This window comes from Citrobacter sp. GW821-FHT02E08, from assembly GCF_059421685.1.
This window is the reverse complement of sequence record NZ_JBWKVL010000008.1, coordinates 161,016-187,147: the sequence shown is the minus strand read 5'-3', so window position 1 is coordinate 187,147 and position 26,132 is coordinate 161,016. Positions and strand designations below refer to the sequence as shown.

Here is a 26,132-nt window from a genome sequence, read left to right as displayed (position 1 = left end):
GGGGGCCGGATTTGAACCGACGACCTTCGGGTTATGAGCCCGACGAGCTACCAGGCTGCTCCACCCCGCGTCCGTCTGTTACTCTACGAACAAGCAACTTCTCTTTCTTCACATTGTATTGGTTGCGGGGGCCAGATTTGAACTGACGACCTTCGGGTTATGAGCCCGACGAGCTACCAGGCTGCTCCACCCCGCGTCCGTGGATGCGCACTATACTCTGCTAACGTTTTCATGCAACCCTTTTTTTAACCAGATCATAAATTTGGTACGAGAGTGGTTAAAAATAGTTCTTACGGCTCGTTTTTTGCACAAAATTTGCAACAAGGGCTGGATGCGCATTTCATTAGGTCCGGGGGTTTGTTATCTTCATCTCGCATTATTGGCAACTTAAAGACGAGAACAATGAAAGGACGTTGGGCAAAATATCTTCTCACCGGAGCCGTCGTGGCGATGCTTGCTGCGTGTTCCTCTAAACCCACCGATCGCGGACAGCAGTATAAAGACGGGAAGTTTACCCAGCCTTTCTCACTGGTGAACCAACCTGATGCGGTAGGCGCGCCGATTAACGCGGGCGATTTTGCCGAGCAGGTGAATCAGATTCGCAGTTCATCACCGCGTTTATATGGTAATCAGAGCAACGTTTATAGCGCTGTTCAGGACTGGCTGCGTGCTGGCGGCGATACGCGTAGTATGCGTCAGTTCGGCATTGATGCCTGGCAGATGGAAGGCGCGGATAACTACGGCAACGTACAGTTTACCGGCTACTACACGCCTGTTATCCAGGCGCGCCATACGCGTCAGGGAGAGTTCCAGTACCCGATTTATCGGATGCCGCCAAAACGCGGACGCCTGCCGTCCCGTGCGGAGATCTACTCCGGCGCACTGAGCGACAGTTACATTCTGGCCTACAGTAATTCGTTGATGGATAACTTCATCATGGATGTACAGGGCAGCGGCTATATTGATTTTGGCGACGGCAGCCCGCTCAACTTCTTCAGCTATTCCGGGAAAAACGGTCATGCTTACCGCAGTATAGGTAAAGTGCTGATCGACCGCGGTGAAGTAAAGAAAGAAGATATGTCGATGCAGGCGATTCGCCATTGGGGTGAAACGCACAGTGAAGCACAAGTGCGTGAGCTGCTGGAGCAGAACCCTTCATTTGTCTTCTTTAAACCGCAATCTTATGCACCGGTGAAAGGGGCCAGCGCAGTACCGTTGATTGGTCGCGCCTCTGTTGCTTCTGACCGTAGCATTATTCCACCGGGCACAACGCTGCTGGCGGAAGTGCCGCTGTTGGATAATGACGGTAAGTTTACCGGCCAGTATGAACTGCGCCTGATGGTGGCGCTGGACGTCGGCGGCGCAATTAAAGGCCAGCACTTTGATATTTACCAGGGCATTGGCGCGGACGCCGGGCACCGTGCAGGCTGGTATAATCACTATGGTCGTGTCTGGGTGCTGAAGAGCGCGCCGGGCGCAGGTAACGTGTTTAGCGGCTGATTATGGTATTCTGAACACCATTTCTACGGATAAGACAGGGTGAGGATATCCTCACCCTTTTTAATTCTGAGGTTGTATGTCTGTTGTGATAAGTGATGCCTGGCGTCAGCGTTTTGGCGGCACCGCGCGTCTGTATGGTGAAAAAGCGCTGCAGCTGTTTGCCGACGCGCATATCTGTGTGGTCGGGATCGGTGGAGTGGGGTCGTGGGCGGCAGAAGCGCTGGCACGAACCGGAATTGGCGCGATCACGCTGATTGATATGGATGACGTTTGCGTCACCAATACGAATCGTCAAATTCATGCCCTGCGCGATAACGTTGGGCTGGCGAAAGCGGAAGTGATGGCGGATCGTATCCGTCTGATCAACCCGGAATGCCGGGTGAACGTTGTCGATGATTTCGTGACTCCGGATAACGTTGCTGAGTATATGAATGCAGGTTTTTCATATGTGATCGATGCGATCGACAGCGTACGGCCGAAAGCGGCGCTGATTGCGTATTGTCGGCGCAATAAAATTCCGCTGGTCACCACCGGCGGTGCGGGTGGGCAGATCGACCCTACACAGATTCAGGTCGTCGATTTAGCGAAAACCATTCAGGATCCGCTGGCGGCAAAACTGCGTGAGCGCCTGAAAAGTGATTTTGGCGTGGTGAAAAACAGCAAAGGCAAGCTGGGCGTTGACTGCGTGTTCTCTACCGAAGCGCTGGTGTATCCGCAGTCGGACGGGTCTGTCTGCGCAATGAAAGCGACGGCGGAAGGGCCAAAACGCATGGACTGCGCCTCTGGATTCGGTGCGGCGACCATGGTGACCGCCACTTTCGGTTTTGTCGCTGTTTCCCACGCGCTGAAGAAAATGATGGCGAAAGCGGCGCGCGAGGCTTGATGGCGTTGGATGGCACTACGCTTACCCGATCTACGGTTCAAGCGGCGTTGCAGGCCGGATAAGACATCCGGCACAACAACCTTCACACGTTGCGGGCCGCTTCCACAACCGCCGCGCTAAGTGCATTCAGCCCCTGGCTACGCGAAGCGCTGAGCTGCCCTTTCAGGCCTAACTCATCAAACAACGCCAGCGGCGAGCGGGTCAAAATCTCCGCCGCCGTTTTGCCTTCCACCGCGGTCAGTAATACGGCCAACAGGCCGCGCACAATACGACCTTCACTGTCGCCAAAAAAGTGCATTGTGCCATTGGCCGACAGGGTATGCCCCAGCCAGACGCGGTTTTCACATCCGGCAATCTCTTTTGCCTGCGCTTTTAACGCTTCCGGTAACGCGGGAAGCTGCTTACCCAGCAGGATAAGCTGGCGATATTTATCCTCCCACTGTGTCAGTGGGGTGAACGTATTACGTAACGTCTCTTCGGTTACGGTTGTGCCAAACGGGTGTCCAGCGAACAGAGGGTTTGTCATTAATCCACCAGTATTTCCAGCGCGCGGTCAATCGCATTGACCAACGCATCGACATCGCTCTTTGTATTATACGGCGCAAAAGAGGCGCGCAACGTCCCGGTGACGCCCATTTCCGCCAACAGCGGTTGAGCGCAGTGCTGCCCGGCACGCAGCGCGATGCCATATTCTGCCAGTAACGTCACCATATCGCTGTGGTGTATTCCGGCAAAGTCGAAGGCCAGCAGGCTGGAATCCTGGCAACGAAACGAGCGAAAACCCGGACGGGTAGCCAGTGCTTCTTCTGCCAGAGTGGCCAGCCCGCGACTCCAGCTTTCGGCCTGCACGATATCAGTCTCAGAAAGCCATTCCAGCGCGGCGCTCATGCCAATAACCCCTGCAACGTTCGGCGTACCGGCCTCCAGCTTCCACGGCGCGGATTGCGTGGTAAATCCCTCGAAGCTGACTTCGTTGATCATTTTGCCGCCGCCGAGCCAGGGCGACATCGCATCCAGCAGCTCTGGTTTACCGTAGAGCACGCCAATGCCGGTCGGGCCATACAGTTTGTGACCTGAGAATGCGTAGAAATCGATGTCGAGCAACTGGACGTCGGCGGGGAAATGCACCGCTCCCTGCGCGCCGTCGACCATCACTATCATCCCGACAGCATGCGCCAGTGCGATTGCGCGGGCCAAATCCGGGCATCCGCCCGTCACGTTGGACATTTGTCCCAGCGCCAGAATGCGGCTGCGTGGGGTAATCAGATCGGACAGACGCTCAACATCGGGAACAAAATGCGCATTGAGCGGCAGTTTGACGACCTTTGCGCCCGTCTGCTCTGCGACCATCAGCCAGGGCACGAGATTGGCGTGGTGCTCGGCCGCGCTCACAATAATTTCATCGCCCGGTTGCAGGCGAGGGCGGGCGTAGCTTTGCGCCACCATGTTGATCGCTTCGGTAGTGCCACGGGTCCAGACGATCGCTTTGTCGTCGGGGGCATTGATCAGCTGCGCGACTTTTTCTCTGGCCGCCTCGTAACGTGCGGTCAGGCGCTGGGCTTCGGCAAACTGGCTGCGATGGACGTTTCCGGCGCTCAGACTGTAAAACTGATGCGTGGCGTCGATAACCGCCTGCGGTTTGAGGGCGGTGGCGGCGCTGTCGAGATAGACTCCGGCATCAATGAGTGCGGGAAACTGCGCACGAAACTGCGCGGGATTAAAAGCGTTCATGGAATTCCTCTGTTCAGTCAACAGATCGTGGCGCAAAAAGAGCCCTGATACAAGGTTTGTCCTGACCCTCGGAATCGTCTGCTTATCCATGTGAAATCCGACCAGTGGCTTATGCTGAATAGTGTTGGGCAAACGCTTTTGCCTGTTATGAACATTTATTTAGATAGCACAAATCGCTGTAAGGAGAAGAAGATGAATAAGACAGCCGCCATTATCTCTGCCTGTATGCTGACTTTTACCCTCAGCGCCTGTTCCGGGTCCAATTATGTGATGCACACCAATGATGGGCGAACCATTGTCTCCGAGGGGAAACCGAGGACTGATGATGAAACAGGGATGATTTCGTACCAGGATGCAAACGGCAACAAACAGCAGATTAATCGTACTGACGTGAAAGAGATGGTCGAACTGGATCAGTAACCGGTCAGTCGTGGGCAAAAAAAAGCACCGCAAGTTGGCGGTGCTACATTAATCACTATGGACAGACAGGGTAAATGTACAGGAAGTGAAAAAGGGTAGCCTTGCTACCGTGGTCTGAATCGCAGACCAATTGCAAACACAACAACACAACATCACAACCGTAAGCCAAAAGTTCACCAGAACACGCATTCCGATAAAACTTTTCGTTCCGGCTCAGGAAGTGACGCCACTATAGGTATTTGCTGGTAGAACCTCAACGGACAATTTATAATGGCTCAGATTAAAAAAACTAATAGGTTACATAACGTTACCTAATTGTTAAATTATTTTAACATCAAAGTTTAAAAGCCATGTCAAAACGATTACCACCCCTGAATGCATTACGTGTTTTTGATGCCGCCGCAAGGCATTTGAGCTTCACGCGCGCGGCAGAAGAGCTTTTTGTGACACAGGCCGCAGTAAGCCACCAAATCAAGTCTCTTGAGGATTTTTTGGGGCTTAAGCTGTTTCGCCGTCGCAACCGATCGCTTTTGCTGACGGAGGAAGGGCAAAGCTATTTCCTCGACATCAAAGAGATTTTTTCGCAATTAACTGAAGCGACGCGTAAACTTCAGGCTCGTAGTGCAAAAGGGGCCTTAACCGTCAGTTTATTGCCCAGTTTTGCCATTCAATGGCTGGTGCCCAGACTCACAAGCTTTAATTCAGCTTATCCGGGAATCGATGTCAGAATCCAGGCCGTGGATCGTCAGGAAGATAAACTGGCGGACGATGTGGACGTCGCGATTTTTTATGGACGTGGAAACTGGCCGGGTTTGCGTGTCGAAAAATTGTACGCAGAATATTTGCTGCCTGTCTGTTCTCCCCTGCTACTCACCGGCGACAAACCGCTGAAGACGCCGGAGAATCTGGCACAGCATACGTTACTGCATGATGCTTCGCGGCGTGACTGGCAAACCTATACGCGCCAGTTGGGGTTGAATCATATTAATGTGCAGCAGGGACCTATCTTCAGCCATAGTGCCATGGTGCTACAGGCTGCCATCCATGGACAAGGGGTCGCGTTGGCCAACAACGTGATGGCGCAGTCCGAAATTGAGGCCGGACGTCTTGTTTGTCCGTTTAATGATGTTCTGGTCAGCAAAAATGCTTTTTATCTGGTTTGTCATGACAGTCAGGCAGAACTGGGTAAAATAGCTGCTTTTCGTCAGTGGATACTGGCAAAAGCGGCCACTGAACAAGAAAAATTCCGCTTTCGTTACGACCAATAATTTATGTAGGTACTGCCATGACCAGCCGTTTTATGCTGATTTTCGCCGCCATTAGCGGCTTCATTTTTGTTGCTCTGGGCGCCTTTGGGGCGCATGTCCTGAGCAAGACCCTTGGCGTGGTTGAAATGGGTTGGATCCAGACCGGCCTTGAATATCAGGCATTTCACACGCTGGCGATTTTTGGTCTTGCCGTTGCTATGCAGCGACGCATCAGTATCTGGTTTTACTGGAGCAGTGTTTTTCTGGCATTAGGCACGGTGCTGTTTAGCGGCAGCCTCTATTGCCTGGCGCTGTCCCATTTACGCCTGTGGGCGTTTGTTACTCCTGTCGGCGGTGTGAGTTTTCTGGCAGGTTGGGTGCTGATGTTAATTGGCGCCATCCGTTTGAAACGTAAGAGCGTTAGTCATGAATAAGGTTGTATTGTTGTGTCGCCCGGGGTTTGAAAAAGAGTGTGCTGCAGAGATCACGGATAAAGCAACGCGTCGGGAAGTGTTTGGTTTCGCTCGCGTAAAAGACAATGCGGGTTACGTCATATTTGAGTGCTACCAGCAGGGTGATGCTGAAAAGTTAGTGAAAGAGCTACCGTTCAGTTCGCTGATTTTTGCCCGCCAAATGTTTGTCGTCGGCGAATTGCTGCAATATTTGCCGCCGGAAGACCGCATTACACCGATTGTCGGTATGTTGCAGGGCGTCGTGGAGAAAGGCGGCGACCTGCGTGTCGAAGTGGCTGACACCAACGAAAGCAAAGAGCTGGTCAAGTTTTGCCGTAAATTTACCGTGCCGCTGCGCGCGGCGCTGCGCGAAGCCGGCGTACTGGCAAAATATGAAACGCCAAAACGTCCGGTCGTCCATGTTTTCTTTATCGCACCGGGCTGTTGTTACACAGGCTATTCCTGGCCTGATAATAACTCACCGTTTTACATGGGCATCCCGCGTCTGAAGTTCCCGGCTGATGCGCCGAGTCGTTCAACGCTGAAGCTGGAAGAAGCGCTGCATGTCTTTATTCCGGCAGATGAGTGGGATGAGCGTCTGGCAAACGGGATGTATGCGGTGGATTTAGGTGCCTGTCCTGGCGGTTGGACTTATCAGTTGGTGAAACGGAACATGTGGGTTTACTCCGTTGATAATGGTCCGATGGCGCAAAGCCTAATGGATACCGGGCAGGTGACCTGGCTGCGTGAAGACGGATTTAAGTACCGCCCGAATCGCAACAACATCTCGTGGATGGTCTGCGATATGGTGGAGAAGCCTGCAAAAGTGGCCGCGCTGATGGCGCAGTGGCTGGTGAACGGCTGGTGTCGCGAGACGATCTTCAACCTCAAGCTGCCGATGAAAAAGCGCTACGAAGAAGTGTCGCAGAACCTGGCGTATATTCAGGCCCAGCTTGACGAACACAACATTAATGCGCAGATTCAGGCGCGTCAGCTTTATCATGACCGTGAAGAAGTGACGGTGCACGTGCGTCGTTTGTGGGCTGCCGTCGGCGGTCGTCGCGACGAGCGATAACATCCGGAGGCCGGGTGCGTTATCCGGTCTCAACCTGACGTGTATCTGACACAATATGCGTCACATCATCCAGATGCCCAATCTGCGCCTCTCCCGAACGATTGAATTTACTCTTATCGATCAGCAATAACGATTGCGATGCACGTTTTAGCAACGTTGATTTGAAATCCGCATTGAACGTGCTGGAATCCCACAACACACCACGGTTATCGATCCCTTCGCAGGAGAAAATAAACAGGTCAATGTCGAGCGGTTTTAGCTGCGAGAGCAACGACGGATTGACATAGCAGCCGTGTTTGCGTTGTAGCGTGCCGCCAGAACTGATGAGCTGGATCTGCTCGCGCTTTCCCAGTTCAAGGCAAATCGGGTGGCTGTTGGTGAACACCTGCAGGTTAATGTCCGGTAGCTGGCGGGCGAGATGCCAGCACGTCGAGCTGGCGTCCAGGGCGATCACCATCCCTTCTTCTATCCAGGCCAACGCTTCGCGGGCAATGTCCGCTTTGTGCGCATAATGACTTTTTCGTCGAAGATGAAAGGGGGCGCCGCCGTCCGGGTTTTCCCGATGAATCACGGTGGCGCGCCCGTGATGACGTCGTACTTTTCCCTGCGCTTGCAGCGCGTTCAGATCGCGTCGAATAGTCTCCTGGCTGACGTTAAGCCGTGCAGCCAGCGTCTCAGTGGTCAGACTCTGGTGATGAATGAGCAGGTCTACAATCGCGTGCTGGCGTGCCGTCTTCATTTTTCTCACTCCATCATTCGTGTACACCTGCCTGGGATGAGATTACGGCGTAACGCCTTTCTTTAAAAGAATATTGCCGTATTTTGCCCGTTCACCGGTTATCACGATCGCAAAGGCTTTTTGCGCCCGTTCGTAGAATGCAAAGCGGTCGATACGCGTAATGTCAGGGCATACGCCTTGCAAGGAGAGCGCATCACGATAGCGGGACTCTACCTCCGGGTCGAGCGAATCCCCCTCAACGGCGGCCATCATCACCAACGGTGGAGCGTAGCTGTCCAGTTCAAACAGTGGAATGATTGCCCTGAGCAGGTCGCTGACCATCAGACCGTCGGCGCGGATAACCTGCGGCCCCAGGCTGTGAGCCGGGAAATGGGCGTCAGAAAAGATAATTTCATCGCCATGGCCCATTTGCGCCATGACTTTCAGGAGTTCAGGGGAAATTAACGGCGAAATTGTTTTCAGCATTTCACACTTCCTCAATGCGTTCGGATTCGGTTTGCGGATAAAAATAACGATACTGATAACGCACCTGCGCTCTGGCCTGTTCCGGGCTGGCAAATTCACCCACGCCGAACCAGGCGAACATCGCCGCGCCGGCAACGGTGGTTTCTGCGTCATCCAGCACTTTGATCGGAATGCCAAGCGTGTCGGCTTTAATTTGATTCCACAGCGCGTTACGGCTGCCACCGCCTACCAGCAGCAGCTCTGTCGCCCTGAACTGGCCGATCTTTTCCAGCGTCTGCAGGTTTTGCCTGAGTTGAGCCGTTAATGACTCGAGCGCGGCACGGTACAAGTGGCCCCGGGTACTGGTGAGCGAGACGCCCTGCCATCCGGCCTGCGCGTTGGTCAGCAGATCGCTGTGCATTTTCACGCCGTCGGCGCCTGCGGGGATAGCGCGCGCCTCATCAATCAGCGTTTGCCAGGGCGTCTCTGGGCTCCACAGCAGTGTGCGTACCCACTCCAGCACCCCGGACGCCAGCCACTGCATTCCCGGATTGGTGAGGCCTCGCTGGCTGTCCAGTTCAGCGGTTGAACCGGGATACTGACTTAACAACGGGGTATCTACCCGGGAACTGCGTACCATCAGAATTTCCCATGTTCCGGAGGACAGCACGGGCTCATCCTGCTGGGCACCCGCGCCAAACAAAGCAAATTGCGTGTCGTGCCCGGCGGAGGTAACCGGAATACCCGCTGGTAACCCCAGCCGACGAGCGATGTCGGGCTGCAGCGTGCCGATTTTCTCTCCCGCTTCGACTAACCGTGGAAACAGACGGCGGGGCAAACCGGCGGCCTGCAGGATCTCCGGACTGAAATCGCGCTGGTGGATATCCAGTAACTGGCTGGTTCCTGCCATGGTGATGTCGGTGGTGAACTCACCGGTCAAACGATGGTTGATTAAGGATGAAATAAACAGCCAGGCATGAGCCTGTTCAGGCAGGTGAGGATGATTCTCTTTGAGCCACAGTAGTTTATACAATGTGTTGAAGCTGAATGCGCCGACCCCGGAAATTTCCTGCAACCGCTGTGGCGTCATCATGTGGCCGATGTTGTTCATCACTGTGGCAGTGCGCGGGCATTTCCAACTGATGATCGGATAAAGCAACCTGCCGAGTTCATCGACCAGCGCGCCATCGACACCAAACGTGGTGACCGTAATGCCGCGTATCTGGCATGTCGAGAGTTGCGCGGAGAGCGTTTGGCAGCAATTGGCAAAGCGTTGCAAAATGGCCTCCAGCGACCACTGATGCCAGGCGGTGTTTTCCGTGGCGAGTTCGCTGGCATTAGGGGTTGCGGCCCGGGCGACAATGTTTCCCTGGCGGTCGACGGCGATGGCCCTTACGTTGGTTGCGCCGCAGTCGAGAACCAGAATAACCTCTTGCTTCATAAAAACTCCTGGAACTTTGCCGGATGGCATTGCGCTTCTCCGGCCTACAAAATCACTAAAAAAGGCGTTGTTGTAGGCCCGGCAAGCTTTCGCCACCGGGCAAAGAAATTAGAGAGCGGGACGCATCAACGTTTGTACAGCGGACCGTAGTTCTCGCAGGCGCGGTAATCCTGACCTTCGATGTCCATACCGTGCGCTGACCAGGAAGAGGGACGATAGATCTTCGCCGCGTCCACGTTGTGCATGCAGACCGGAATGCGCAGCATCGCGGCGAGGGTAATGAAATCAGCCCCGACGTGTCCAATGGTCAGCACGCCGTGGTTTGCTCCCCAGTTTGCCATCACTGAATAGACGTCGGTGAAGGGGCCTTGTCCCGTCAGACGTGGGGCGAACCAGGTCGTTGGCCAACTGGAGTCGGTACGTTTGTCGAGGGTGTCATGAACCTCTTTTGGCAGCTCTACACTCCAGCCTTCGGCAATTTGCAGTACCGGGCCGAGACCTTTGATGATGTTTACGCGCGTCATGGTGAACGGCACGCCGCCTTCAGTCAGGAAGCGCGAAGAGTAGCCGCCGCCACGGAAATATTCGTGGATCGCCGGGCACCATTCGGTTGCAGCCAGGCAATCATCTGCCTCTTTGGGGCTGATCTCCCAGTGAGGTTTCATGGTCGGTCTGCCTTCGTTATCGCGCTGTTTGCACGTGCCGTCGAGGGCGGCAGAACCCGAGTTGATCAGGTGGATGATGCCGTGTTCCGCCAACCCGGTCAGCGGTTGTCCCGTCACGCGCTCTACGGCTTCCGGCGACCAGTAGGTGCGCACATCGGCGAACACTTGTGCCGTGCCGGTGAGCTGATGCCCAAACAGCATCGCCACACCATTCAGACTGTCGTTTTCGGTCGCCACGACAAACGGTTCGCGTATGCCGTTCCAGTCAAAGGAGCTGTTCAGCAGCGCTTCGGCCGTATCGCCATTGGGGTATTGATCGGTCCAGTGACGCTGTCCCTGGAAGCCTGCAGCAATGGCGTTGTAGCCCAATGATTCTTCTACGCGACCGATTTCCGCCAGTTTACTGTTACCCTGCATCATGTCGCGAATACACATCGCCATCAGCAGGCTTTCGCGCAGGATCTCCCGGTTTTGTTCGGCGTTGCGCTGATACTGCTGGGCGTTTTTATCTTCGCCGTAGCGGAAGTGCTGATCGGCCCAGGCCAGCGCCATTTCCAGCTCGGTTTCGTCATAAATTTTATGATCGATGCGGCGGCGCAGTTCAGTCATGTCGACGGCCTGTACTTTCATACCCAGCCAGGATTCGAAGAAATTGTGATCGACGATGGAACCCGCAATGCCCATCGAAACCCCGCCCAGCGAGAGATAGCTTTTGCCTTTCATCGTGGCAACCGCTAAACCCGCTCTGGTGAAGCGCAGCAGTTTTTCTTCAACGTCGGCCGGAATCGAGGTGTCATTGGCATCCTGTACGTCCTGACCGTAAATGGAAAACGCGGGGAGTCCCTTTTGACTGTGGGCGGCCAGCGCAGCGGCCAGATACACCGCTCCCGGGCGTTCTGTACCATTGAATCCCCAAATGGCTTTTGGTCGTGTGGGATCCATGTCTATCGTTTCACTGCCGTAGCACCAGCACGGCGTGACGGTAATGGTTAAGCCAACATTTTGACTGCTGAATTTCTCTTCACAGGCTGCAGATTCTGCCATACCTGCAATGCAGGTATCCGAAATGACACACTCAACGGGGGTGCCGCAGGCGTGGCGGAGCTTCTCGGTAAGAAGGACCGCGGTGGCCTTCGCCATATTCATGGTCTGCGTTTCCAGCGATTCACGAACGCCCATGCGGCGTCCATCAATGACCGGGCGAATACCAATTTTCGGTAGGCTGATTTTCTTCATTCGTGGTTCCTCATCTCACTTTATGGCGCTCTGCTCCGGTGACGTGTGGACCCCACCTCAGCAGTCGGCTGAATTACTGATTTTGCTAACTCGAGTTAGCTTAGGTATTGCAGCGTTTTTTACACAACTTCTTTATCGTGGATATGTGAGTGGCTTCACGAGAAGTGGTTAAAATTCGATCTCCGTCAAATAAACAATAGTGGTATTATGTTTTTAAAATCTTGAAAATCATGCTGTTATGATAAATTGCTTGTGCGGCGTCACAATTTCAAATCAAATGATTTGGCTATTTTGGGCGGCTAAAATAGCTTTAAAAGGCAATCGCTAACTCGAGTTAGCAAAATAAGGTGTGTTGACTGGACGTATTCGCATTAACGGTGACGAGGGTTCTCTGGCATGTTCTTCGCCTGATTCACTGACTGCCATTTCTGATGATTGAGGAAAGCAGCAATGTCCGAAACATTTTTACAAATGAGTCATATTACTAAACGATTTCCCGGCGTATTGGCGTTGAGTAATGTGGATTTTAGTTTACGCAGAGGCGAAGTTCATGCGCTATTAGGTGAGAATGGTGCGGGAAAATCGACGCTGATGAAAATCTTATCAGGTGTTTATCAACCTGATGAAGGTAATATTGTTTTTGAAGATCAACCCGTTTCATTTTCAAGCCCGCTAAGTGCGCAGCAGGCTGGAATTACGATTATTCACCAGGAATTTAATCTTTTCCCAGAATTAACCGTTGAAGAAAATATATTTATTGGCAGGGAGTTTTGCAAAAATAATCGCTGGCGCCTGGACGAAAAACAACAGCGACAGGCTGCGACGGAAATTTTGCAAAAATTGAACCTGAATATTTCGCCGGACACTCTGGTTGCCGACCTTACCGTTGCACAACAGCAAATGGTCGAAATTGCGAAAGCTATTTCGGTGAATGCCAAAATCCTTATTATGGATGAACCAACTGCGGCACTGACGGAAACCGAAATAGAAAGTTTATTTCAGGTAACGCGCTTGCTTAAATCACAGGGGACGGGAATTGTCTACATTTCGCATCGACTGGAGGAGCTGGCGCTGATTGCCGATCGCGCCACCGTGATGCGTGATGGCCAATACATTGATACCGTCGACTATGATGCGGTCAATATCAGTGACCTGATTGCCATGATGGTCGGACGCGATCTGGGGAACATCTATCCGCGTCGTGAAGCGCAGGCTCACCTGACGCCCGTGCTGGAAGTCAGCGGGTTGACGCGAAAAGGCGTCCTGAACAATATCGATTTTACGCTTTATCGTGGTGAGATTTTAGGGTTTGCCGGTCTGATGGGGGCCGGGCGTACGGAACTGGCCAGAGCCATTTTTGGCGCAGACCCGATTGATGCCGGAACCATCAAACTCAACGGTAACGTGACGGTGATTAAAGATATCCCTGATGCGATCAAACAGGGGATTAGCTATTTAACAGAAGACCGGAAAAAAGAAGGTCTGGCGTTAGGTTTGTCTGTTGAACGCAATATCATGCTGGGAAATTACCCTGAATATTCCGATCGCTATGGCAATGTGGACAGCAAACGCTGCCAGACCACGAGCCAGGAACAGGTTAGCGCCCTAAGAATTAAGACTCCGCATCTGGAACAAGCGGCCTTAAATTTAAGCGGTGGTAATCAGCAGAAAATCATTATTGCGCGTTGGGTGTGTAAGGATACCGATATTCTCATTTTTGATGAGCCTACCCGAGGTATTGATGTCGGTGCGAAACTGGAAATTTATGAATTAATGAATCGCCTTGTGGCAAAAGGAAAGTCAATTATTATGATTTCCTCTGAATTACCGGAAGTACTGGGTATGTGCGATCGCATTTTAGTGATGCGTAATGGACGTATTACCGGAGAGTTAACTTCTGATGACGCCACACAAGAAAAAATCATGCAATATGCGACGTTAGAGGATTAAATTATGACCATCTCTGTAACCTCTTCAGACAGCAATAATAAGAAGATAAAAATTAATAAAGAACTCTTGATGCGGCTTGCACCACTTTTTAGCCTGATTATTTTAGTGGTGTTTTTCAGTTTCAGTTCACCTTTTTTCTTTAATACCGAAAACATTATGACGATTGCTTTGCAAACGTCGGTGATCGGGATTATGGCGATTGGCGTCACCTTTGTGATTATTACTGCCGGGATCGATCTCTCTCTGGGATCGGTGGTGGCCTTTTCCGGCGTTGCTGTCGGGATTTGCGCCAGTTTCGGTATGCCGCTGCCCGTCTGCATTCTGGCGGGGGTACTGGCGGGAGGGCTGTGCGGTTACGCCAATGCGCTGCTGGTCACGAAAGCAACCATCCCCCCCTTTATTGCCACGCTGGGTCTGATGATGTCTATCAGGGGGATCAATATGGTCATGACCGATGGCCGCGCCATTTACTTTGCTGACTACCCCTCATTCAAAATGCTGGCACAGGGACGGTTATTCGATGTGCTTCCTTATCCGGTGTTTTACCTCGTCATCGTGGCGCTGGTGGCCAGCTACATCCTGAAGAAAACCGTAATTGGTCGCTATGTTTACGCTGTCGGCAGCAATGAAGTGGCGGCTCACCTTTCCGGGATCAAAGTTCAGCGCGTCAAGGTTTTCGTCTACGCCTTCTGTGGCCTGCTGACCGGGATCGCGGGCGTCATTCTGGCATCGCGTCTGAACTCAGGACAGCCGACGGTCGGTGTGGGTTATGAGCTGGAAGCTATCGCGGCAGTCGTCATTGGTGGCACGAGCCTGATGGGTGGCATTGGCACTATTGGCGGCACGATTATTGGCGCATTCATTATGAGTGTGCTGAAAAATGGCCTGAACCTGATGGGCGTTTCACAGTTCTGGCAAATGGTGGCGATGGGTATCGTGGTGATTGCTGCCGTCTATCTCGACACATTACGCAAAAAGATTCGTTGATTTACGCTCCCGGAAGTCACGGGGAACAATGACCCTGACGTTAAGGGTGACTCACTTAAAACGGAGTACCACAATGAAAACCAGGCATTTTGTCTATGCGTTATCTCTGCTGGCTTGCATGACATCCAGCGCGTTGGCTAAAGATTTGAATCTTCCTGTCGTCAGCAAAGGTTTCCAGCATGAATTCTGGCAAACCGTAAAAATGGGGACAGAAGCAGCGGCTAAAGAGCTGGGCGATAAAACCAGCTATGTTGGTCCTGCGGATGAAACCCAGATTGCTGAGCAAATCCAGCTGGTTGAAAACGCGATGGCGAAAAAACCGAACGGATTGCTGCTGGCTGCGTTAGACGCCAATGCCCTTGCCCCGCTGGTGGAAACCGCCAATTCGCGCGGGATCAAGGTGGTGACGTTTGATTCTGGCGTCAATTCCGATATTCCGGTCAGTTTTGTGGCGACAAACAACCGTAAAGCGGGGGCCGAAGCCGCCGATGCGCTGGCTGCACAAGTCAATAATAAAGGCAAAGTCGGCATTATTGCTCACGTGGCAGGCACCTCTTCGGCGATCGAACGTTCGGAAGGTTTTGTCGCCCGTATGAAGGAAAAATATCCTGATATCAAAGTATTGCCGGTGCAGTACAGTGATGGCGACCCGCAAAAGGCGATGGACAAAACCATTGATATGATTCAGGCGAACCCGGATCTGGCGGGGATCTACGGTACCAATGAAGGATCGACGCTGGGCGTCGCGAACGCAATTGATAGCCAAAACCTGAAAGGCAAAGTCAAGGTCATTGGTTTTGACAGCACTGAGGCCATTATTAATTTCCTGAACTCAGGCGTCATTCAGGGCTTCGTCGTCCAGGACGCTTTCCAGATTGGCTACCAGGGGATCAAAACGCTGAACGCCTCGCTGTCTGGTCAAACCGTACCGAAAGAAATCGATATTCCGGTGAAATTCGTTAATGCGCAGAACATTAATACGCCGGAAATTGAGAAGTTATTACACCCATTTGGTAAGAAATAAACCCGTGGGGGCAACCCTTTTGCCCCCCTTTTAAGCCAGCGTCAGGGAGTCATTATGCGTAGTGGATATTTCCTCGGTGTGGATGTCGGTTCGGAAAGCGTCAGGGCGGGGGTATTTGATGCCAGCGGAACGCGACTGTCTTTTGCCACGCTCCCTATTTCTCAATTTCGACCTGGTGGGGAGCGGGTGGAGCAATCTTCCGCTGAAATCTGGCGGCAGGTTTGCCTGGTTGTCAAAGGGGCGGTAGCCAGTGCAGGTATTTCTGTCAGTGCGATTCGCTCGTTAGGTTTCGATGCAACGTGCTCTCTGGTTGCGCTGGATGAGCAGGGAAAAGGGCTGGCGGTCTCGCCTGAAGGCGTAGCCGACCACGACATTATTATGTGGATGGATCACCGAGCAACCGCAGAGGCTGAGCGCATTAATGCCACCCAGGATCCTGCACTGCGTTACGTTGGCGGCGAAGTTAGCGTTGAAATGGAACTGCCCAAGGTGCTCTGGTTGAAAAACCATTTTCCAGAAACCTGGAAGCAGGCCCATCGCTTCTTCGATCTGGCCGATTTCCTGGTCTGGAAAGCCACCGGCAATGATGTTGCCGGGCTGTGCACGCTGACCTGCAAATGGAACTACTTAGCGCACGAACAACGTTTTAGCGATTCCCTGCTGGGGGCTGTCGGGTTGACCGACTTGCTCAGTAAAATTCCTGGGCAGATCCTCCCGCCAGGTGCTGCCGCCGGAACGCTGAGTCCTGACGCTGCACAGGCCTTAGGGTTGACGACAGACGTTGTGGTGGCCAGCGGAATGATTGATGCCCATGCTGGCGGCGTTGCGCTTGCGGGGGCGCAGCCTGCGGGGACGCTGGCGCTGATCAGCGGAACGTCAAACTGCCACATGTTATGCAGCGAGCAGGAGATCCACACGGCGGGTGTGTGGGGGCCTTACTGGTCGGCGATGCTACCGGGCTACTGGCTGACGGAAGGTGGGCAAAGTGCCGCAGGGGCGTTGGTTGACTGGACGCTACAGGAATCCGGGGCCAGCGCGGCGTTGTTTAGCAAGGCTGAACAGCGGGGATGTCATCCGGTTGAATTGGTCAATGAATGGGTGGCGGCGCTGGAAGAGAAAGAACATGAACCGACCCGCTATCTGCATGTGCTGGCCGATCATCACGGTAACCGTTCGCCACGTGCGCGTCCGGATGCCAGGGGGAGCGTTTGCGGCCTGACGCTGGAGCGAGGAGAATCTCAGGTGGCGCGGTTGTACCTTGCCACACTACAGGCTATCGCCTGTGGTACGCGACATATTATGGATGCCATGCGCGAAAGCGGGCATACGATTTCCCGACTGACATTATGCGGCGGCGCAACGCACAACCCGCTGTGGTTGCGTGAATATGCGGATGCCACGGGGTGCGACATCCATCTTATGCAAGAGGAGGATGCGGTAACGCTGGGAGCGGCGATTACCGGAGCTGTGGCAAGCGGTAGCTGGCCAGATTTCTCTTCCGCATGTCAGGAGATGGTGGCGGCGGGTGAGGTGATTAAGGCAAACCCCGAGAGGCAGGACTTTTTTGAACGCAAGTATCAGGCTTACCTTGCGCTCTGGGAGCAGCAGCAGTTACTTAACCGACTGATGCAGTAAGACAAATGTTCAAAATACTTTTATGATTGGGCATAGGTGTTTGGAAGTGTACTGGGGCGCATAAATGGCTAAAACAGTAGAGCAGATAGCCAGTGATCTGGATTTATCGGTGACGACCGTAAGACTGGTGCTAAATGGAAAAGCTGAACAGTATAGGATCAGCGTCAAAACACAAACGCGCATCAATGAGTATGTAGAACGATATGGTTATGTGATTAATCATTCGGCCCGGAGTCTGAAGCTTAATAAGACGGACACATTGGGTTTGATCGTGCCTAATATTTCTAACGTCTTTTTTGCCACGCTTGCTGAAAAACTTGAACAGCGCTGTCGTCGTTCGGGTTATCAATTAACGATCAGCTGTACTTATGATGATGTTGATTACGAAAATAAATTAACAAAAGCGTTAATTGCCAGGAATGTTGACGGCCTTTTTATTGTGCCTTCAACATTAGAGAACCAACAGCATCATTTACGCCAGGTCAGAAAGCCAATGGTATTACTTGACCGTGACTTTAAGTATACGGATAACGCTCTGGTCGAAAGTCACAATATCGCTGGCGGTGAAAAATTGACGCAAAGCATATTGGATGCCGGCAAATCGCCAGTATGGCTTTTAGTTGGCGATGCCGGGTTGCCCAGTATTAGCGACCGTATTACCGGTTATCTTAACGCACTGGAAAAAAATGGAATTTGTCATCGGGAGTGGGTTCGCGAAGGACCGGTTAATACACCGGAAGGCGGCTATCTGATTATGGAGCGGTTGATCAGTGAATGGGGCTGCCCGCAGGCGTTTATCGCCTCATCGTTGCCGGTACTGGAAGGGGCTGTCAGCGCTATTCGCGATCGCTTCGGTGTGGTTCCACCAGAGATCAACATTGGCACATTCGATGAACACCCCATGTTGGGGTTCCTGTCCAATAATGTATGGTCAATGCAACAGGATGAAAATGCCTGGGCGGAAAAAGCATTCGATATGATGTTGAGTGCTATTGAGGAACGACCCATTAAAGAGACGGTAAAAGTTGAGATGAAACTTATCAAGCGCGTACGACAAAAATAATACGTGACAGTAATATAAATAAAACAGCCATATGAATCAGAATAAAAGTATTCAGTGGCTGCCCTTACCTGAAACCTGACCCGTCTTCATTTGCGGTTGTTTCTTTTCGCGATAAAGACGAGGGGAACTGTACCCGGAGAATAAAGATGGAAAGATCGCGTTTATCTCGTGAAATAATTGAAACCTGTCTTGAAATGACACGTCTTGGTTTAAATCAAGGCACCGCAGGTAACGTGAGCGCTCGCTATGAACAAGGCATGTTAATTACGCCTAGCGGTATTCCTTATGAGCGACTCACTGAAAATATGATCGTGTATGTTGATAACAATGGGAAATATGCAGAAGGGCAGTTACCTTCCAGTGAATGGCGTTTTCATCTGGCGGCTTATCAGACGCGGCCTGATGCAAATGCTGTGGTACACAATCACGCCATTCATTGTACCGCTGTCTCGATCCTCAACCGTCCTATCCCGGCGATCCACTACATGATTGCCGCCGCAGGGGGAAACTCGATTCCTTGTGCTCCGTACGCCACATTTGGCACGCAGGCCCTGTCCGAATTCGTCGTAACGGCGTTAAAAGATCGCAAAGCAACGCTGTTACAGCATCACGGGCTCATCGCCTGTGAAGTTAATCTGGAAAAAGCCTTGTGGCTGGCACATGAAGTGGAAGTGTTGGCGCAGCTTTACCTCAGTACGCTGGCGATTACCGATCCCGTACCGGTGTTGGATGATGAAGAAATTGCCGTGGTACTGGAGAAATTTAAAACCTACGGGTTACGTATTGAAGAGTAATTTCGCAAGGCGAAAAGGAGACGGATGATGGCGAACAGAATGATTCTGAATGAAACGGCATGGTTTGGCCGTGGGGCGGTAGAGGCGTTAACCGGCGAGGTGACACGCCGTGGTTATCTTAAGGCGCTGATTGTGACCGATGAAACGCTGGTACAGTGCGGCGTGGTTGCGAAAGTCACCGATAAGATGGATGCAGCAGGATTGGCCTGGGAGATTTACTCCGGCGTGATCCCAAATCCGACTATCGGTGTCGTCAAAGAGGGGCTGAGCGTATTCCAGCAAAGCGGGGCGGATTATCTCATCGCGGTCGGTGGTGGTTCTCCACAGGATACCTGCAAGGCAATCGGTATCATCAGCAATAACCCGGAGTTTGCCGACGTGTGCAGCCTGGAAGGATTGTCACCGACGCGCCACCCGAGCGTGCCGATTATGGCGATCCCTACCACGGCGGGCACTGCGGCCGAAGTCACCATTAACTACGTGATCACCGATGAAGAAAAGCGGCGCAAGTTTGTCTGCGTGGATCCGCATGATATTCCTCAGGTCGCGTTTATTGATGCCGACATGATGGACGGCATGCCTGCCGCACTCAAAGCGGCAACCGGCGTTGATGCGCTGACGCACGCTATTGAGGGGTATATTACGCGCGCGGCCTGGGCTCTGACCGATGCGCTGCATATCAAAGCGATTGAAATTATTGCTGGCGCGCTGCGGGGTTCTGTTGCCGGAGATCGTGACGCAGGAGAGGCCATGGCGCTGGGGCAGTACGTTGCCGGCATGGGTTTTTCCAATGTCGGGCTGGGACTGGTGCATGGGATGGCGCATCCGCTCGGCGCGTTTTATAACACGCCTCATGGTGTCGCCAATGCGATTCTGCTCCCCCATATCATGCGCTATAACGCGGAATTTACCGGGGAAAAATTCCGTGACATTGCCAGAGTCCTGGGGGTGAACGTAGAACGCCTGAGCCTGGAAGAGGCACGCAATGCGGCGGTTGATGCTGTCTTTGCCCTCAACCGTGATGTCGGTATTCCGTTACACCTGCGTGATGTCGGTGTGCTTAAAGAGGATATTCCGGCGCTGGCGCAGGCCGCGTTTGACGATGTTTGCACCGGTGGTAATCCACGGGAAGCGACGCTTTCCGATATCGTCGAGTTGTACCATACAGCCTGGTAATTGGGCGGGGTAAAAATGGCCGGATGGCGCTGCGCGTATCCGGCTTACAGTGTGAGTGATATTGTCGGCCGGATACGGTGTTTGCATCGCTATCCGGCAGCACAGTCACCGCGCCAGCCGAAGCTGCTGTAAATTTCCGTCGAGATGTAAATCCGTTTGCAGGCGGGCAATGTCGCGGCATAAAAACGCCATCTCTTTATGCGCTTCAAGTTTTTTCCGCCACTTTTCCGGCACCTCGTCTAACTGCGCGTAGATCCCTTCCAGCGTCTGGAACTGAACCAACAGTTGCGTGGCGCTTTTCGGGCCTATCCCGGCCACACCTGGCACTTTCGAACTGCTGATTCCCGCCAGCCCCCAGTAATCGGGGAGTTGTTGAGGAAGTACGCCAAACTCTTTCTCAATAAAGGGGGCATCCAGCCAACGTTTTTGGAAATAATCACGAATGCGCAATGTGGGGGAGAGCAACTGACAGTAGCCTTTGTCGGTTGAGACAATGGTGGCCTGGTGTCCGGCCTGCGTGACTTTTACGGCCAGGGTGGCCGCTAAATCATCGGCTTCATTCCCGTCTGAGACCCAACAGGGCACCCCGTGCTGTTCAAAGGCGGCGCGTAACGTGGGCATTTCGCGATGCAGATCGTCGGGCATAGGCGGTCGGCCCGCTTTGTAATCCGGGAGTCGCTGGTGGCGCCAGCTATCGTTGCGTGCTTCGTCATCAAACACGGCGACAGCGTGTGTTGGCTGGCTGTGCATGATTAATTGATCGAGTGCGCGCTGACAGGTTTCGACGCAGGGGGACCCCTGAACCGCATGAATACGGCGAATCAAATTAAGTGCATCCACAATGAGCAGATGGACGGCCACGGCGTTCTCCCTGATAGATCATGCGCTAAGGGTAACATTCACGGCAAAGTCAGGCTATTCACAGCGGTGAAAATGGGAAAGGGCTTCGCAAAACGAAGCCCTTTGGGAGATTAATCGCAGGTGACAATCTTCATGGCCAGACCACCACGAGAGGTTTCGCGGTATTTGGCGTTCATGTCTTTACCGGTTTCGTACATGGTCTCGATGACTTTATCGAGGCACACACGCGGCTCACTGGTGCGACGCAGCGCCATGCGCGCGGCATTGACTGCTTTCACAGAGGCGATCGCATTACGCTCGATGCAAGGAACCTGTACCTGACCGGCAACCGGGTCGCAGGTCAGACCGAGGTTGTGTTCCATGCCGATTTCTGCGGCAATGCACACCTGAGTCGGGCTACCGCCCAGCAACTCGGCTAAACCCGCAGCGGCCATAGAGCACGCCACGCCGACTTCACCCTGACAACCGACTTCCGCACCGGAAATAGAGGCGTTCATCTTGTACAGGGAGCCAATCGCGCTGGCGACCAGCATATAGCGCGCCAGTGAGTTAGCGTTTACTTCGCGGATAAACTTGTCGTAGTACGCCAGCACTGCCGGAACAATACCGCAGGCCCCGTTGGTTGGCGCTGTGACCACGCGTCCACCGGCGGCGTTTTCTTCGTTAACCGCCAGCGCGAACATATTGATCCAGTCAACAACCGCCATCGGGTCGGTGGTGGTTTTGTCGCTGCTGACCAGCATACGGCGAAGCGCTGCCGCGCGACGCGGAACGCGCAGTTTACCCGGCAGTACGCCTTCGGTGGTGATACCGCGCTCAATACCGCCGCGCATCACTTCCCAGACGTTGGCAAAGTGCTGTTCCAGCTCTTCTTTGCTATGCAGCGCCAGCTCGTTTTGCATCATCAAACCGGAAAGCGACAATCCCGTTTCCTGACAATGTTTCTGCAGATCGGCTGCGGATTTATACGGATACGGTACGTTTACCGGCGCACTGTTCGGCAAACCAAAATGTTCTTCATCAACGATGAAACCACCGCCGATGGAGTAGTAGGTCTGGCTATAAATGGCCTTTTCGCCTGCCAGCGCCGTAATACGCATCCCGTTCTCATGGAGAGACAGGTTGTCGGCATGAAAATTCATGCACTTGTCTACCGGGAATTCGACTTCATGCTGACCGTTTGCCAGCAGCAAACGCCCGTGGGTATTCACATCCTGAATAAAGGAGGGAATAGAATCGATGTCGACGGTGTCCGGCAGATTTCCTGCCAGGCCCATAATAATGGCGATGTCGGTATGGTGACCTTTCCCCGTCAATGACAGTGAGCCATAAACATCAACGACGACGCGGGTGACATCAGTGAGTAAGTTGCGTGAAATCAGGTCATCCGTGAATTGTTTGCCTGCTTTCATTGGTCCGACGGTGTGAGAACTGGAAGGGCCAATGCCGATTTTGAAGATATCGAATACGCTAATCATAAGGCATCCATTGCGGTTGTGTCGGAAAGAGGCGCCGCCCGCAAGCGGCGCTTAAGAACTTAGCTGAACAGAGAGTAGAAAATTGCAGAGATAGCAATCAGACCCATCACGACAACGAATACGTTGCTGATGTGGCCGCTGTACTTACGCATTGCAGGTACTTTCTGGATAGCATACATCGGCATCAGGAACAGAATCATCGCGATGATTGGGCCGCCCAGGGTTTCAATCATGCCCAGGATGCTTGGGTTCAGGGTTGCCACGATCCAGGTGGTCACCAGCATGAACAGCGCCGTGATTTTGTTCAGTTTGTTGATTTCGATGGTTTTACCTTTACCACGCAGTGACTTGATAACCATCCCGTTAAAGCCTTCACGTGCGCCCAGATAGTGGCCAAGGAAGGATTTGGTGATAGCAATCATTGCAATGATCGGCGCCATCCATTCGATAAACGAGACGTTAAAGTGGTTTGCCAGGTAAGACAGAATCGAGATGTTCTGTGCTTTCGCGGCAGCCAGGTCTGCTGGGGTCAGGCTCAGTACGCAACTGAAGACGAAGAACATAACCGTCAGCACCATCATCACGTGTGCACACGCCAGGATTTTGGAACACTTCTTCTCAGCTTCCTGACCGTACTCTTCACGTTTCGCCACCGCGAAAGAGGAGATGATCGGGGAGTGGTTAAAGGAGAAAACCATCACCGGGATTGCCAGCCACAGGGTCATCCACAGACCTTTACCGGTCGTCGCAGCGGAATCAAAGGACAGGGTTTCCAGCGCCGCGCCGCTCCACTGAGGGATCAGGTACAGTGCCAGCAGCATCAGGGCTGCAACAAACGGGAACACCAGAATACTCATCGCCTTCACGATCATCTGTTCGCCAAAACGAACGATGGTCATCATACCGACGATCAGGATCAGTGACAGAATCGCACGCGGCGGTGCTGACATCTGTAACTGGTGAGTCATGAAGCTTTCAACGGTGTTGGTGATTGCAACGCTGTAGACCAACAGAATCGGGTAGATAGCGAAGAAGTAGAGCAGGGTAATCAGTTTACCTGCGCCAACGCCGAAGTGTTCTTCAACAACTTCAGTGATGTCTTCGCCCGGGTTTTTACCGGACAGCACGAAGCGAGTCAGGCCGCGGTGGGCAAAGAAGGTCATCGGGAAGGCGAGGATCGCCATGATGATCAGCGGGATCATACCGCCAACGCCGGCGTTAATAGGCAGGAACAAAACGCCTGCGCCGATTGCTGTGCCGTACAGACCCAGCATCCACATGGTGTCCGTCTTGCGCCATCCGCTGCGGGTCTGGCCCGTAACGATAGTGCTGGTTTGGGTGGTTTCCATCTATTTCTCCTGGAGGAATTTAAATGTCAGTTTTTTGGACTTAGCCAATAAAAAAGAAGCCTGACCGTAAAATGAAATTCGTTAAGCGACGATTTTTATATAATTTTTCGCCGTAATTATTTGAGGGCGGAAAGATACATTTAAGTTATGAATGTATCAGTGATCTCGATCTCAAATGCCATAATCCACCTTTTATGTGGGTAAATTTGGACCATTAATCTGTCAAAAAATCATCAAAGCGGATTTATGGGCGCGAAGGCTACCATTAACGAGATATGTCCAGAAAGAGCAGACCGCGAGATACCCATTTTTGGCTATAAATTGTTCTGTTTTTGGTGAATTCTTGCGATTAATGGCGATTTTTTGTGATAAATCACGGTTTCACTTGCAAGGTAAACGTTTGCTTTTTTCGGGCTTTTAGGGGAAATATAAGCAGAATTAACGAATGGGAATTTGCTATGTGACTGGTATCACTAAAAAATCTGGTTCTGCGGGCAAAGCGTGAGGCCCGACAGCTGGCGCTGCCGGGCATGCGAACTACCTGCAAATTTCGTAGCAGGGGATATAGGCAGAGCCAGGTAACTTCATGCGGTGCTGCGCGACAAAGCCCTGTAGCAGGTCATCCATACGGCGCATCATCTCGCGATCGCCGTGGATTTTATACGGGCCAAACTCCTCGATGGCGCGAATGCCGACTTCTTTAACGTTACCCGCAACGATACCGGAGAAGGCGCGACGCAGGTCTGCCGCCAGGATCTCAACTGGTTGATCGGGATACAGTTTCAGGTTCGACATGTTGTCATGCGATGGCTCGAACGGCAGTTGCAGATCCGGCGCAATACGAATGGACCAGTTGAAGCTGTAGGCGTCACCGGTATCACGACGGTTTTCTTTGACCAGCGGCATCGCTTTTTTCATCAGTCGCGCCACTTCCGCCGCGTCGTCAATGATGATGCGATAATGACGTCGCGCTTCCTCGCCTAGCGTATGCACAATAAACTCATCAAGCACGCGGAAGTAGTCCGCACTCTCTTTGGGTCCGGTAAGGATCAGCGGCAGAACCTGATCTTTATTTGCCGGGTTCATCAGTATTCCCAGCAGATACAACAGCTCTTCCGCCGTACCGACGCCACCTGGGAAGATGATGATACCGTGCGCAATACGAACAAACGCCTCCAGCCGTTTTTCAATATCGGGCATGATGACCAATTCATTGACCAGCGGGTTAGGCGGTTCTGCCGCAATGATGGACGGCTCCGTCATACCGATAAAGCGACTGTCTTTATAGCGCTGCTGTGCGTGACCTACTGCGGCGCCTTTCATTGGGGCTTCCATCGCGCCCGGCCCACAGCCGGTACAGATGTTCAGCTCACGCAGACCTAACTGGGTGCCAACGCGACGGGCGTACAGGTACTCATTTTCGTTAATGGAGTGACCGCCCCAGCACACCACCATATTCGGCGCTTCCCCGACGTGCAGCGCACGGGCGTTACGCAGAATGGAGAACACGAGGTTGGTGATATGAACGGAACTGTCGAGTTTCAGATGTTGAAAACGCCCTGCGTTATGAATTTGACCGTTTACAAAAAGAATGTCGCGCAGCACGGCAAACAGGTTGGCTTGCAGGGCACGGATAATACGGCCGTCAACAAAAGCGTCTTCAGGTGGGTTGATCAATTCCAACTTCACGCCACGCTCGCGACGGAGCACGTTGATGTCGAAATTCTCAAAACGAGACAGCAGCTCTTTGCTGTTGTCGGTCAAACTGCCGGAGTTCAGTACAGCAAGAGAACAGTTACGAAACAGTTGATAAAGGTCGCTGCTGGCGGTGCGTTTAAGCATATCGACTTCCAGCTGCGACAACATGTCCATTGAGCCAAGCGGGCTAATATGTGTAATCAAGTAAACTCCTTATGGGATGCAACACGCCATTCCCTAATGATTACAATAGCGCCGGCTTATGACCTTTCACAACCTTGCGC

The 26,132-nt window shown here is 52.8% G+C and carries 23 protein-coding genes and 1 tRNA gene; 13 read left to right on the top strand and 11 right to left on the bottom strand.

What is annotated here, in order from left to right; translation table 11 throughout:
- Positions 1-119 precede the first annotated feature (119 nt).
- Positions 120-196, bottom strand: a tRNA-Met gene (locus tag AC07UY_RS12830).
- A gap of 206 nt (positions 197-402) precedes the next feature.
- Here AC07UY_RS12830 and mltA point away from each other — a divergent pair.
- Together mltA and tcdA are read left to right on the top strand one after the other, a co-directional pair.
- Positions 403-1,500: a murein transglycosylase A gene (gene mltA, locus AC07UY_RS12825; protein WP_494661554.1), complete on the top strand. Its 1,098-nt coding sequence runs from the start codon at positions 403-405 to the stop codon at positions 1,498-1,500.
- 76 nt (positions 1,501-1,576) lie between these two features.
- The gene (gene tcdA, locus AC07UY_RS12820) at positions 1,577-2,383 is read left to right on the top strand and encodes a tRNA cyclic N6-threonylcarbamoyladenosine(37) synthase TcdA (protein WP_203360150.1); all 807 of its coding nucleotides are present in this window, start codon (positions 1,577-1,579) and stop codon (positions 2,381-2,383) included.
- Between the two features lie 82 nt (positions 2,384-2,465).
- Here the strand turns inward: tcdA and csdE are convergent, their stop codons facing one another.
- On the bottom strand, positions 2,466-2,909 hold the full coding sequence (csdE, locus tag AC07UY_RS12815; RefSeq protein ID WP_494661553.1) for a cysteine desulfurase sulfur acceptor subunit CsdE: 444 nt from the start codon (positions 2,907-2,909) through the stop codon (positions 2,466-2,468).
- A complete protein-coding gene (gene csdA, locus AC07UY_RS12810) occupies positions 2,909-4,114 on the bottom strand; it encodes a cysteine desulfurase CsdA (RefSeq protein ID WP_494701235.1) in 1,206 nt (401 codons plus the stop codon). Before csdA ends, csdE begins: the two co-directional genes overlap by 1 nt.
- Positions 4,115-4,306: 192 nt before the next feature.
- Between csdA and AC07UY_RS12805 the strand changes: the two genes are divergently transcribed.
- The 4 genes from AC07UY_RS12805 (at position 4,307) to rlmM (ending at position 7,308) form a co-directional block, all read left to right on the top strand.
- Positions 4,307-4,534: a YgdI/YgdR family lipoprotein gene (locus AC07UY_RS12805; RefSeq protein ID WP_203360153.1), complete on the top strand. Its 228-nt coding sequence runs from the start codon at positions 4,307-4,309 to the stop codon at positions 4,532-4,534.
- 350 nt (positions 4,535-4,884) lie between these two features.
- Positions 4,885-5,802: a glycine cleavage system transcriptional regulator GcvA gene (gene gcvA / locus AC07UY_RS12800; RefSeq protein WP_203360154.1), complete on the top strand. Its 918-nt coding sequence runs from the start codon at positions 4,885-4,887 to the stop codon at positions 5,800-5,802.
- Positions 5,803-5,819: 17 nt separating this feature from the next.
- The gene (locus tag AC07UY_RS12795) at positions 5,820-6,215 is read left to right on the top strand and encodes a DUF423 domain-containing protein (RefSeq protein WP_192613313.1); all 396 of its coding nucleotides are present in this window, start codon (positions 5,820-5,822) and stop codon (positions 6,213-6,215) included.
- Positions 6,208-7,308: a 23S rRNA (cytidine(2498)-2'-O)-methyltransferase RlmM gene (gene rlmM, locus AC07UY_RS12790; RefSeq protein WP_203360155.1), complete on the top strand. Its 1,101-nt coding sequence runs from the start codon at positions 6,208-6,210 to the stop codon at positions 7,306-7,308. The genes AC07UY_RS12795 and rlmM overlap by 8 nt, the downstream gene beginning before the upstream one ends.
- A gap of 19 nt (positions 7,309-7,327) precedes the next feature.
- On the opposite strand, the gene fucR is transcribed toward rlmM, so the two are convergent.
- From fucR to fucI, 4 genes are all read right to left on the bottom strand, one after another.
- The gene (gene fucR, locus AC07UY_RS12785) at positions 7,328-8,047 is read right to left on the bottom strand and encodes an L-fucose operon activator (protein ID WP_494661551.1); all 720 of its coding nucleotides are present in this window, start codon (positions 8,045-8,047) and stop codon (positions 7,328-7,330) included.
- 42 nt (positions 8,048-8,089) lie between these two features.
- Positions 8,090-8,512: an L-fucose mutarotase gene (gene fucU / locus AC07UY_RS12780; protein WP_271444175.1), complete on the bottom strand. Its 423-nt coding sequence runs from the start codon at positions 8,510-8,512 to the stop codon at positions 8,090-8,092.
- Position 8,513: 1 nt separating this feature from the next.
- Positions 8,514-9,932: an L-fuculokinase gene (gene fucK, locus AC07UY_RS12775; protein ID WP_494661550.1), complete on the bottom strand. Its 1,419-nt coding sequence runs from the start codon at positions 9,930-9,932 to the stop codon at positions 8,514-8,516.
- A gap of 125 nt (positions 9,933-10,057) precedes the next feature.
- Positions 10,058-11,833: an L-fucose isomerase gene (fucI, locus tag AC07UY_RS12770; protein WP_494661549.1), complete on the bottom strand. Its 1,776-nt coding sequence runs from the start codon at positions 11,831-11,833 to the stop codon at positions 10,058-10,060.
- A gap of 450 nt (positions 11,834-12,283) precedes the next feature.
- Between fucI and AC07UY_RS12765 the strand changes: the two genes are divergently transcribed.
- The 7 genes from AC07UY_RS12765 to fucO all read left to right on the top strand — a co-directional run bounded on the left by AC07UY_RS12765 (position 12,284) and on the right by fucO (position 20,462).
- Entirely contained in the window at positions 12,284-13,783 is a 1,500-nt protein-coding gene (locus tag AC07UY_RS12765) for a sugar ABC transporter ATP-binding protein (RefSeq protein WP_494701236.1), read from the top strand.
- 3 nt (positions 13,784-13,786) lie between these two features.
- Positions 13,787-14,770 (top strand): ABC transporter permease, encoded by a 984-nt coding sequence (locus AC07UY_RS12760; RefSeq protein ID WP_203360161.1) that lies wholly within the window; start codon positions 13,787-13,789, stop codon positions 14,768-14,770.
- A gap of 73 nt (positions 14,771-14,843) precedes the next feature.
- A complete protein-coding gene (locus AC07UY_RS12755; protein WP_192613305.1) occupies positions 14,844-15,794 on the top strand; it encodes an ABC transporter substrate-binding protein in 951 nt (316 codons plus the stop codon).
- A gap of 54 nt (positions 15,795-15,848) precedes the next feature.
- On the top strand, positions 15,849-17,429 hold the full coding sequence (locus tag AC07UY_RS12750; protein WP_494701237.1) for an FGGY-family carbohydrate kinase: 1,581 nt from the start codon (positions 15,849-15,851) through the stop codon (positions 17,427-17,429).
- A gap of 64 nt (positions 17,430-17,493) precedes the next feature.
- Positions 17,494-18,492 (top strand): LacI family DNA-binding transcriptional regulator, encoded by a 999-nt coding sequence (locus AC07UY_RS12745; protein ID WP_494661546.1) that lies wholly within the window; start codon positions 17,494-17,496, stop codon positions 18,490-18,492.
- Between the two features lie 146 nt (positions 18,493-18,638).
- Positions 18,639-19,286 (top strand): L-fuculose-phosphate aldolase, encoded by a 648-nt coding sequence (fucA, locus tag AC07UY_RS12740; RefSeq protein ID WP_203360165.1) that lies wholly within the window; start codon positions 18,639-18,641, stop codon positions 19,284-19,286.
- Between the two features lie 27 nt (positions 19,287-19,313).
- Entirely contained in the window at positions 19,314-20,462 is a 1,149-nt protein-coding gene (gene fucO, locus AC07UY_RS12735; RefSeq protein ID WP_494701282.1) for a lactaldehyde reductase, read from the top strand.
- Between the two features lie 105 nt (positions 20,463-20,567).
- Here fucO and xni read toward each other — a convergent pair whose 3' ends face one another.
- The 4 genes from xni to ppnN all read right to left on the bottom strand — a co-directional run bounded on the left by xni (position 20,568) and on the right by ppnN (position 26,052).
- Positions 20,568-21,323: a flap endonuclease Xni gene (gene xni, locus AC07UY_RS12730; RefSeq protein WP_494661544.1), complete on the bottom strand. Its 756-nt coding sequence runs from the start codon at positions 21,321-21,323 to the stop codon at positions 20,568-20,570.
- A gap of 110 nt (positions 21,324-21,433) precedes the next feature.
- Positions 21,434-22,801 (bottom strand): L-serine ammonia-lyase II, encoded by a 1,368-nt coding sequence (gene sdaB, locus AC07UY_RS12725; protein ID WP_192613299.1) that lies wholly within the window; start codon positions 22,799-22,801, stop codon positions 21,434-21,436.
- A 59-nt stretch (positions 22,802-22,860) separates the two neighbouring features.
- On the bottom strand, positions 22,861-24,150 hold the full coding sequence (locus AC07UY_RS12720) for an HAAAP family serine/threonine permease (protein ID WP_192613298.1): 1,290 nt from the start codon (positions 24,148-24,150) through the stop codon (positions 22,861-22,863).
- 537 nt (positions 24,151-24,687) lie between these two features.
- Entirely contained in the window at positions 24,688-26,052 is a 1,365-nt protein-coding gene (gene ppnN / locus AC07UY_RS12715) for a nucleotide 5'-monophosphate nucleosidase PpnN (RefSeq protein WP_203360167.1), read from the bottom strand.
- Between the last annotated feature and the right edge of the window lie 80 nt (positions 26,053-26,132).

Bases quoted from the DNA above. Each gene is read 5' to 3' on its own strand.
- mltA (WP_494661554.1), top strand. From the start codon at position 403: ATGAAAGGACGTTGGGCAAAATATCTTCTCACCGGAGCCGTCGTGGCG.
- tcdA (WP_203360150.1), top strand. From the start codon at position 1,577: ATGTCTGTTGTGATAAGTGATGCCTGGCGTCAGCGTTTTGGCGGCACC.
- csdE (WP_494661553.1), bottom strand. From the start codon at position 2,909: ATGACAAACCCTCTGTTCGCTGGACACCCGTTTGGCACAACCGTAACC.
- csdA (WP_494701235.1), bottom strand. From the start codon at position 4,114: ATGAACGCTTTTAATCCCGCGCAGTTTCGTGCGCAGTTTCCCGCACTC.
- AC07UY_RS12805 (WP_203360153.1), top strand. From the start codon at position 4,307: ATGAATAAGACAGCCGCCATTATCTCTGCCTGTATGCTGACTTTTACC.
- gcvA (WP_203360154.1), top strand. From the start codon at position 4,885: ATGTCAAAACGATTACCACCCCTGAATGCATTACGTGTTTTTGATGCC.
- AC07UY_RS12795 (WP_192613313.1), top strand. From the start codon at position 5,820: ATGACCAGCCGTTTTATGCTGATTTTCGCCGCCATTAGCGGCTTCATT.
- rlmM (WP_203360155.1), top strand. From the start codon at position 6,208: ATGAATAAGGTTGTATTGTTGTGTCGCCCGGGGTTTGAAAAAGAGTGT.
- fucR (WP_494661551.1), bottom strand. From the start codon at position 8,047: ATGAAGACGGCACGCCAGCACGCGATTGTAGACCTGCTCATTCATCAC.
- fucU (WP_271444175.1), bottom strand. From the start codon at position 8,512: ATGCTGAAAACAATTTCGCCGTTAATTTCCCCTGAACTCCTGAAAGTC.
- fucK (WP_494661550.1), bottom strand. From the start codon at position 9,932: ATGAAGCAAGAGGTTATTCTGGTTCTCGACTGCGGCGCAACCAACGTA.
- fucI (WP_494661549.1), bottom strand. From the start codon at position 11,833: ATGAAGAAAATCAGCCTACCGAAAATTGGTATTCGCCCGGTCATTGAT.
- AC07UY_RS12765 (WP_494701236.1), top strand. From the start codon at position 12,284: ATGTCCGAAACATTTTTACAAATGAGTCATATTACTAAACGATTTCCC.
- AC07UY_RS12760 (WP_203360161.1), top strand. From the start codon at position 13,787: ATGACCATCTCTGTAACCTCTTCAGACAGCAATAATAAGAAGATAAAA.
- AC07UY_RS12755 (WP_192613305.1), top strand. From the start codon at position 14,844: ATGAAAACCAGGCATTTTGTCTATGCGTTATCTCTGCTGGCTTGCATG.
- AC07UY_RS12750 (WP_494701237.1), top strand. From the start codon at position 15,849: ATGCGTAGTGGATATTTCCTCGGTGTGGATGTCGGTTCGGAAAGCGTC.
- AC07UY_RS12745 (WP_494661546.1), top strand. From the start codon at position 17,494: ATGGCTAAAACAGTAGAGCAGATAGCCAGTGATCTGGATTTATCGGTG.
- fucA (WP_203360165.1), top strand. From the start codon at position 18,639: ATGGAAAGATCGCGTTTATCTCGTGAAATAATTGAAACCTGTCTTGAA.
- fucO (WP_494701282.1), top strand. From the start codon at position 19,314: ATGGCGAACAGAATGATTCTGAATGAAACGGCATGGTTTGGCCGTGGG.
- sdaB (WP_192613299.1), bottom strand. From the start codon at position 22,801: ATGATTAGCGTATTCGATATCTTCAAAATCGGCATTGGCCCTTCCAGT.
- AC07UY_RS12720 (WP_192613298.1), bottom strand. From the start codon at position 24,150: ATGGAAACCACCCAAACCAGCACTATCGTTACGGGCCAGACCCGCAGC.